At 69.5% G+C, this 7,736-nt stretch carries 7 protein-coding genes; 6 read left to right on the plus strand and 1 reads right to left on the minus strand.

What is annotated here, in order from left to right; translation table 11 throughout:
• The 4 genes from queG to AC1D12_RS18240 form a co-directional block, all read left to right on the plus strand.
• The coding region (gene queG, locus AC1D12_RS18225; RefSeq protein WP_477842039.1) for a tRNA epoxyqueuosine(34) reductase QueG at positions 1–871 on the plus strand (871 nt) is incomplete at its 5' end.
• 64 nt (positions 872–935) lie between these two features.
• Complete coding sequence (locus tag AC1D12_RS18230) at positions 936–1,967, plus strand: 5'-methylthioadenosine/S-adenosylhomocysteine nucleosidase (protein ID WP_047506192.1); 1,032 nt, start codon at positions 936–938, stop codon at positions 1,965–1,967.
• Positions 1,964–3,007: a purine-nucleoside phosphorylase gene (locus AC1D12_RS18235; RefSeq protein ID WP_465113377.1), complete on the plus strand. Its 1,044-nt coding sequence runs from the start codon at positions 1,964–1,966 to the stop codon at positions 3,005–3,007. Before AC1D12_RS18230 ends, AC1D12_RS18235 begins: the two co-directional genes overlap by 4 nt.
• A 77-nt stretch (positions 3,008–3,084) precedes the next feature.
• Entirely contained in the window at positions 3,085–5,310 is a 2,226-nt protein-coding gene (locus tag AC1D12_RS18240; protein WP_477826085.1) for a TonB-dependent receptor, read from the plus strand.
• A 108-nt stretch (positions 5,311–5,418) separates the two neighbouring features.
• Here the strand turns inward: AC1D12_RS18240 and AC1D12_RS18245 are convergent, their stop codons facing one another.
• The gene (locus tag AC1D12_RS18245; RefSeq protein WP_477842041.1) at positions 5,419–6,321 is read right to left on the minus strand and encodes an AEC family transporter; all 903 of its coding nucleotides are present in this window, start codon (positions 6,319–6,321) and stop codon (positions 5,419–5,421) included.
• A gap of 144 nt (positions 6,322–6,465) precedes the next feature.
• On the opposite strand from AC1D12_RS18245, the gene AC1D12_RS18250 reads away from it, so the two are divergent.
• Both AC1D12_RS18250 and AC1D12_RS18255 read left to right on the plus strand, forming a co-directional pair.
• On the plus strand, positions 6,466–7,443 hold the full coding sequence (locus tag AC1D12_RS18250; protein WP_047506185.1) for a tripartite tricarboxylate transporter substrate binding protein BugE: 978 nt from the start codon (positions 6,466–6,468) through the stop codon (positions 7,441–7,443).
• Positions 7,444–7,736 (plus strand): site-specific integrase (locus AC1D12_RS18255; protein ID WP_477842044.1); only part of this gene is annotated, 293 nt, incomplete at its 3' end.

The raw sequence follows: 7,736 nt of genomic DNA on the forward strand, positions 1-7,736 counted from the left end.
GCGCGTGATCACCGCGCGCATGGACTATCTCCCCGACGCGACACCCGACGACTGGCAGGCCGTCGAATGGCAGCGCCTCGCCTCGCCCGCGCAGGCCGCCGTGTCGGTCTATGCCCGCGGCCGCGATTACCACAAGGTGCTGCGCCACCGGCTGCAGAAGCTCGCCGACCGCCTGCAGCAGGCCGTCGGCCCGCGCGGCCACCGCGTGTTCACCGACTCGGCACCGGTGCTCGAGGTCGAGCTCGCGTCGCGCAGCGGCATCGGCTGGCGCGGCAAGCACACGCTGACGCTGCACCGCGAGGCCGGCTCGATGTTCTTCCTCGGCGAGATCTACGTCGACCTGCCRCTGCCGCTGTCGGCCCCGGTCACCGGGCACTGCGGCAGCTGCAGCGCCTGCATCGACGTCTGCCCGAMGCGCGCCATCGTCGCGCCCTACCGCGTCGATGCGCGGCGCTGCATCTCGTACCTGACGATCGAGCACGCGGGGCCGATCCCGGTCGAGCTGCGACCGGCGATCGGCAACCGCATCTACGGCTGCGACGACTGCCAGCTGGCGTGCCCCTGGAACAAGTACGCGCAGCGCAGCCCGCTGCCCGACTTCGACGTGCGCGACGCGCTCGCGGCGCCGACGCTGCGCAGCCTGTGGGCCTGGACCGAGGCCGACTTCCTGCGCCACACCGAAGGCAGCGCGATCCGCCGCATCGGCCACCAGCGCTGGCGCCGCAACCTCGCGGTGGCGATCGGCAACGCGCTGCGCGACCCGGCCACGCCGGCTGCCGAACGCGCGGCGCTGGTGGAGGCGTTGCAGGCGGAGCGCGAGGGGGCTGACGAACTGGTGCGAGAGCACATAGACTGGGCGCTCTCCGCGTGATCCGTGGCAGTCGAACGGCACGAACATTGCTCAATCCGATGTTGTCCCCACCGAACTGCCCCTGATGATCGCCCGCCTGCTGCTGCTCCTCGCCTTCGTCCTCTCCCTCCCCGCGCATGCCGCGCCACGCTGCCTGAGCGACTGCACGCCGCGCATCGGCATCGTCTCGGCCTTCGGCGCCGAGGCCGACATCCTGGTCGCCAACACCCAGGGCCGGCGCAGCTTCACGGTCAACGGCAACCGCTTCACGACCGGCACGCTGCGCGGCAACCGGGTCGTCATCGTGCTGAGCGGCGTCAGCATGATCAACTCGACGATGGTCACGCAGCTGATGCTGGACCACTTCCACGTGCAGCGGCTCATCATGAGCGGCATCAGCGGCGGCGTGAACCCGGCCCACCACGTCGGCGACGTGATCGTGCCCGAGCGCTGGGCGATGCCGCTCGAGGTGTACTGGAACCATGACGGCACGCCGCCCGCACCCTGCGGCGCCCCGGGCGACGTGAGCTGCCTCGGCCTGAAGCTCGCCGAGGCCGACGGCAAACCGGTGCCGCCCTTCGTCGGCGCGGCGCCGGTCGGCGGGCTCTTCATGCGGCAGAACTTCGTGATGAGCCGCGAGCGCGCGCCGCAGGGCGAGTTCCGCTTCGACTACGAGGCCGATCCGGCGATGCTCGAGGTCGCCCGCGCGATCCGGCCAGCGCTGGCGCGCTGCGGCCCCAAGGCCTTCACGCCGGGCGTGGCCGAGCCGGACCCGAAGCTGTGCGTCGCGACGCAGCCGCGCGTGGTGGTCGGCGGGCGCGGCGTGTCGGGCACGCTGTTCCTCGCCAACCCGGCCTACCGCAGCTACCTGTTCGAGCAGCTGCAGGCCGAGACCTTCGAGATGGAGACCGCCGCGCTCGCGCACGTGGCCCACGCGAACGGCGTGCCCTACATCGCGTTCCGCAGCCTCAGCGACCTGGCCGGCGCGGAGGAGTTCAACGCCGACGTCGGCGCGCTGTTCTCGAGCGGGCTGGCCGAAACCAACGAAGCGGCCGTCACGATGGCCTTCCTCGAGGCCTGGAAGGCCCGCGCCACTCCCCGGAGACAACCGAAATGAAGAAGACGATCCTTGCCTTGCTGCTGGCCGCGGCCGCCTCGCTGGCCCAGGCGCAAGCCCAGACACCAACCCCGGCCCCCGCCCCGCGCCCGCTGAAGGTGCTGATCATCGCGATGTTCGAGCCCGAGGCCGCGCCGTGGATAGCGCCGATGAAGCTGACCGAGGCCATCCCGGTGCCCGGCCTGCTGCCCGAGAGCCCGGCGCTGCGCTGCAACAGCGACGACGTGTGCCTGCTGACAGCCGGCATGGGGCACGCCAATGTCGCCGCCTCCACGATGGCCGTCACGCTCGACCCGCGCTTCGACCTGCGGCAGACGTACTTCCTGATCGCCGGCATCGCGGGCATCGACCCGGCGCGCGGCACGCTCGGCACGGCGGCATGGGCGCGCTACCTGGTCGATGTCGGCATCGCGCACGAACTCGATGCACGCGAGATGCCCAAGGGCTGGGCCTCGGGCTACTTCGGCATCATGACCAAGGGCCCCGGCGAGAAGCCGAAGTTCGACTACCACACCGAGCTCGCGCAGCTCGACGAGGCGCTGCTGCAGAAGGCGCTGGCGCTCAGCAGGAACGCGAAGCTCGCCGACAGCGACGCCGCGAAGGCCTACCGCAAGCGCTACAAGCAGGCGGCGGCCCGCAAGCCGCCCACCGTGACCCAGTGCGATACGCTGGGCGGCGACACTTGGTGGCATGGCGACAAGCTGGGCGAGCACGCCCGCGCCTGGACCCGGCTGCTGACCGACGGCAAGGGCACCTACTGCACGACCCAGCAGGAGGACAACGCCACCTACAACGCGCTGGCCCGGGCGGCGGCCGCCGGCCGCGTCGACCTGAAGCGGCTGGCCGTGCTGCGCACCGCCTCGAACTTCGACCGCCCCCATTCGGGGCAGAGCGCGTATGCGTCGCTGATGGCGTCGACGGCCGGCACGCCGGGCGGCTTCGTGCCGGCCACGCAGAACCTGGTCGCGGCCGGCGGGCCGCTGGTGACCGACATCGTCGCGCACTGGGACCAGTGGCGCGTCGGCGTGCCCGCGCCCTGAGCGGCGGCCCCGATGCACCTGAACGTGGCATGGCAGTTGCTGTTGCCCTCCATTCCCTCACCCACACGGATGTACCCATGCCCCAACAAGCGGCCCCGTTCGCGCTGACCCGCGCCTCCCTCTGCATCGGACTGGCCCTGGCCGCACTGGCCGCCCAGGCCCAGGAAACCAGCGTGCTGGCCCCGGTCACCGTGACCGCCGAGCGCCGCAGCGAGAACGCGAAGGACGTGCCGATGTCGATCTCGACGCTCGGCGGCGAGAAGCTCGACGTGCTGAACTCGTCCGGCGAAGACATCCGCATGCTGTCGGGCCGCGTGCCGAGCCTGAACATCGAGTCGTCGTTCGGCCGCGCCTTCCCGCGCTTCTACATCCGCGGCTACGGCAACACCGATTTCCACCTGAACGCGTCACAGCCGGTCTCGCTGATCTATGACGACGTGGTGCAGGAGAACCCGATCCTGAAGGGCTTCCCGGCCTTCGACCTCGACCGCATCGAGGTGCTGGCCGGCCCGCAGGGCACGCTGTTCGGCCGCAACACGCCGGCCGGCGTGGTGAAGTTCGAATCGGTCAAGCCGCAGCTGAAGAAGAACGAGGGCTACGGCAGCATCAGCTACGGCACGTTCGGCACCACCAACCTCGAAGGCGCGTGGAACGCGTCGGCGAGCCCGGATTTCGCGGCCCGCGTGTCGATCCAGTCGCAGCACCGCGACGACTGGGTCGACAACAACTACCGCCCGGCGCAGACCGACAAGCTCGAGGGTTACGACGACAACGCGATCCGCCTGCAGGCGCTGTACCAGCCGAGCAGCAGCTTCAGCGCGCTCGGCAACGTGCACATGCGCGACCTGAAGGGCACGGCGCGGCTGTTCCGCGCCAACATCATCAAGCCGGGCACGAACGACCTGGTCGACGGCTTCGACGAGAAGTCGGTGACGATCGACGGCAAGAACGAGCAGACGCTGTCGAACTTCGGCACCAGCCTGCGGCTGCGCTGGGCCTTCGACACCGTGGCGCTGAACTCGATTACCGGCTTCGAGCACCTGTACACCTACAGCCGCGGCGACGTCGATGGCGGCTACGGCGCCCCGTACGCACCGGGGGGCGGCGTGAACGGCCCCGGCTTCATCCCGTTCTCGAGCGAGACCTCGGACGCGCTGAACGGCCACCGCCAGTACTCGCAGGAGTTCCGCCTCGAATCACTGACCGGCGGCCCGCTGAAGTGGCAGGGTGGGGTCTACCTGTTCCGCGAGCGCTACCTGATCAACAGCGTCAGCTACGACACGATCTTCCACGGCCCGGACACCTCGGTGCAGACCACGCAGGTCAACAACGCCTGGGCGGTGTTCGGTTCGGCCAACTACCAGTTCACGCCGCAGTTGAACGTGCGCGGCGGCTTGCGCTACACGCATGACGAGAAGACCCTTGCAACGACCTCCGCCGACACGGCGATCGACCGCAGCGCCGGCACCACCGCCGACACCAAGGACTCGAAGGTCAACTGGGACCTGAGCGGCACCTACACGCTGACGCCCGACGTGAACCTGTACGCCCGGGTCGCGACCGGCTTCCGCGCCTCGAGCCTGCAGAACGCCTCGGCCTTCGGCCCGCAGTCGAAGGCCGGCCCGGAAACCAACACCTCGTACGAGGCCGGCGTGAAGGCCGACCTGTGGAACAAGCGGGCGCGCACCTCGGTCAGCGTCTTCCACTACGACGTGAAGGACCAGCAGCTGAGCGCGGTGGGCGGCTCGCAGAACGTGACGACGCTGGTCAGCGCGAAGAAGGCGCAGGGCCAGGGCGTGGAGTTCAACTTCGACGCGTACCTGACCGACACGCTGCTGCTGGGCCTGAACGGCAGCTACAACATGACGAAGATCAAGGACGGCGATCTCGTCGTGGCCGGCTGTGCGCAGTGCACGGTGACCGACCCGGCCGGCACGGTGGCCGGCACGTACCACATCGACGGCAACCCGCTGCCGCAAGCCCCGAAGTGGATCGGCAACGTGACGCTGCGCTACGGCGTGCCGACGGCATCGGGCGGCGAGTACTTCGTCTACACCGACTGGTCGTACCGCAGCAAGATCAACTTCTTCCTGTACGAGTCGACGGAGTTCACCGGCAAGTCGCTGCTGACCGGCGGGCTGCGGCTGGGCTACCAGTGGGCCAACGGCAAGTACGAGGCGGCGGTGTTCGCGCGCAACATCACGAACGAGATCCAGGTCGTCGGCGGGATCGACTTCAACAACCTGACGGGGTTCGTCAACGAGCCGCGCACCTTCGGCGCGCAGTTCAAGGCAAGTTTCTGAGCCCCCCAGTCGCTTCGCTCCTGCCCCCAAGGGGCGCCACGCCAGGGGCCTGGCAAAGCCAGTTCCCCGGCGCGTTGCTTGATGGGTCGCTCGCTGCGCTTGCTCGGATCAAGGCAGCGCCGCGAGCACCGCAAGCCATATCGGGATGCTCAGCATCCCGAGGAGCGTCGACAGCGTGACGAGGCCGGCCACGTAGGCCCCGTCGCCGCCCATGCGCGCGGCGAGCACATAGGCGCTCGACGCGGTGGGCATCGCCGCGAACAACACGACGATGTCCCGCTGCGCGAGCGGCAGCGCCAGCACCGCCGTCAGCCCGATCGCCACCGCCGGCAGCACCGCATGCCGGATCGACAGGAAGGCCGCTGCCAGCCCCGGCGCGGCCCGCAGCCCCGCCACCCGCAGGCCGGCCCCCACCGCCATCAACCCCACCGGCAGCGCCGCCACCCCGATGCGCTGCAACGTCGTCGCGACGGCCTCCGGAAACTGCAGCCCCGCCAGATTGGCCAGCAGCCCCGCCACCGTGCTGACGATCAGCGGGTTGCGCACGATCTCGCGCGCATACGAATGCCCGCCATGGCGCGCCAGCGGCCACACCGCCGCCACGTTGCACAGCGGCACGCCCAGCGCGATCAGCAAGGCCATCCACGCGACACCCTGCTGGCCACCCAGCCGCTCGGCCAGCGCCAGTGCGATGAACGAGTTGAAGCGGAACGCCGTCTGCGCGCCCGACGCATGCAGCCGCGCATCGACGCCCGGCCAGCGTCGCAGCGCGTAGGACAGTGCAATGCCCACCCCCAGCATGCCGACGCCACTGGCCGCGAGGCTCAGCGTCTGCGCCGGCTGCAGCGGGCTGCGCACGATGGAGTTGAACAGCAGCACCGGGAACAGCACGTAGTAGACGAGCCGCTCGGCGGCCTCCCAGACGGGGCGGTCCAGCGCGGTGTAGCGGCAGATGCAGAAGCCGCAGACGATCAGCAGGAAATCGGGCAGCAGCAGCAGGGCATTCGACATGCGGCCCGAGTGTGCCAGTGACACCCCGCTCCCTCGTGCTTTCCCGCTTCGTAGTTTCCACACTGCCGCCGTCCGGCGACGGGAGCAGGATCGCTCACAATGCCCCTCGTTTCGTGCTTCGACTCATCCGCAACAGGAGACACCATGCAACGCAGAACACTGATCGCCGCCGCTGCCCTCGCGAGCGCGCTGCTCGCCATCCACGGCGGCGCCCAGGCCCAGGCGTACCCGACCAAGCCGGTGCGGCTGGTCGTGCCCTTCGCGCCCGGCGGCACGACCGACATCATTGCCCGCGTGGTGGCCGAGAAGATCAACGGCCCGCTGGGCCAGACGATGATCGTCGAGAACAAGGCCGGCGGCGGCGGCTCGGTGGGCGCCAACGAGATCGCGAAGGCCGCCCCCGACGGCTACTCGCTCGGCGTGGCCACCGTGTCGACGACCGCGGCCAACCCGGCGATCAACGCGAAGATCCCGTACAACCCGATCACCGACTTCACGCCGATCATCAACGTGGCGGCCACGCCGAACGTGATCGCGGTGCACCCCAGCTTCCCGGCCAGGGACTTCGCCGGCTTCCTGGCCGAGCTGAAGAAGAACCCCGGCAAGTACTCGTTCAGCAGCTCGGGCACCGGCGGCATCGGCCACCTGCAGATGGAGCTGTTCAAGAGCCTCTCCAACACCTTCGTCACGCACATCCCCTACCGCGGTGCGGGCCCGGCGCTGAACGACACGATCGCCGGCCAGGTGCCGATGATCTTCGACAACCTGCCCTCCGCCCTGCCCTTCATCAAGGATGGCCGGCTGATCCCGATCGTCGTCGCGGCACCGACGCGCCTGGCCGTGCTGCCCAACGTGCCGACCTTCAAGGAGGTCGGCTTCGAGGGCGTCAACCGCATGGCGTTCTACGGCATCTACGGGCCGAAGGGCCTGCCCAGGGACATCGTCGACAAGGTGAGCGCTGCGGTGAAGAAGACGCTGGAAGACCCGGCGGTGAAGAAGCGCATCGAGGAGACCGGCTCGCTGCTGGTGGCGAACACGCCGGAGCAGTTCGCGGCCCAGATCGCGGCCGAGTACGAGGTGTACAAGAAGGTCGTCGCGCAGCAGAAACTCAAGCTGGATTGATTGAACGCCTCGCCTGAACTGACGGAAAGCCACGGCGCGATCGACCGCTTCATCGACGCGCTGTGGATCGAGGACGGCCTCGCGGCCAACTCGCTGGCGGCCTACCGTCGCGACCTGGCGCTGTACGCGCAGTGGCTCGCGAAAGAGCCGAAGAAGGCGCTGAACGCCAGCACCGAGACCGACCTGCGCGCCTACGCRGTGACGCAGGTCGCCGGCAAGGCCACCAGCGCGAACCGGCGCCTGGCGGTCTTCAGGCGCTACTTCCGCTGGGCGCTGCGCGAGCACCTGGTCGT

Source organism: Rhizobacter sp. P1_G5 (assembly GCF_056405435.1).

What these genes read in the sequence shown, in the direction of transcription:
- AC1D12_RS18230 (WP_047506192.1), top strand. Translation starts at nt 936, where the DNA reads ATGATCGCCCGCCTGCTGCTGCTCCTCGCCTTCGTCCTCTCCCTCCCC.
- AC1D12_RS18235 (WP_465113377.1), top strand. Translation starts at nt 1,964, where the DNA reads ATGAAGAAGACGATCCTTGCCTTGCTGCTGGCCGCGGCCGCCTCGCTG.
- AC1D12_RS18240 (WP_477826085.1), top strand. Translation starts at nt 3,085, where the DNA reads ATGCCCCAACAAGCGGCCCCGTTCGCGCTGACCCGCGCCTCCCTCTGC.
- AC1D12_RS18245 (WP_477842041.1), bottom strand. Translation starts at nt 6,321, where the DNA reads ATGTCGAATGCCCTGCTGCTGCTGCCCGATTTCCTGCTGATCGTCTGC.
- AC1D12_RS18250 (WP_047506185.1), top strand. Translation starts at nt 6,466, where the DNA reads ATGCAACGCAGAACACTGATCGCCGCCGCTGCCCTCGCGAGCGCGCTG.